At 67.2% G+C, this 701-nt stretch carries 1 protein-coding gene; it reads right to left on the bottom strand.

Annotated elements, in window-relative coordinates; all coding sequences use genetic code 11:
• The coding region (glgP, locus tag AC1DJW_RS26495) for an alpha-glucan family phosphorylase (protein WP_476902956.1) at positions 1 to 701 on the bottom strand (701 nt) is incomplete at both ends.

The following is a 701-nucleotide window of genomic DNA, read 5'->3' as shown; positions in this document are numbered from 1 at the left end:
CAGGCCTCCAGGGGCCGGAGCGGGTTGTTCAGCCACACGTCGCAGCCCGGGAACAGGGTGCGGGCCATGGCGATGTCGTAGTTGGGCAGGAACACGATCCGGTGCCGCACGGCGGGGTCGTCGGTGAACTTCACCAGGTCCTGGATCATTTTCTTGCCGGCGTCGTCCGCGGGGTGGGACTTGCCGGCGATGACCAGCTGGATGGGGTGCTTCGGGTGCAGCAGCAGCGCCTTGAGCCGGGCGGGGTCCCGGAGCATGAGGGTCAGTCGCTTGTAGGTGGGCACGCGCCGGGCGAAGCCGATCGTCAACACGTCCGGGTCCAGCACCGTGTCCGTCCAGCCCAGCTCGGCATCCGCCGCGCCGCGCTTCTTCCACGAAGATCGCAAGCGCTTACGCACGTCATCGACCAAGGCCGAACGCAACTCGCCGCGCAGGCCCCAAAGCTCGGCATCATCGACGTCGTAGATCTTGTCCCAACCGGTGGCGTCCACATCGGTGCTGCCGAAGTGCTCTGCAGCGAGCCGGCTCATCTTCGGATCGATCCAGGTGGGCACGTGGACGCCGTTGGTGACGGAGGTGATGGGGATTTCGGAGTGGTCGAAGCCTGGCCAGAGCCCGGAGAACATCTCGCGGGAGACCACCCCGTGGAGTTTGGCCACGCCGTTGGCCCGCTGCGCCAGGCGCAGGCCCATGACGGCCAT

The sequence above is a fragment of the Arthrobacter sp. 05L417 genome, assembly GCF_056397865.1.
This window is presented reverse-complemented; position numbering and strand designations above follow the sequence as displayed.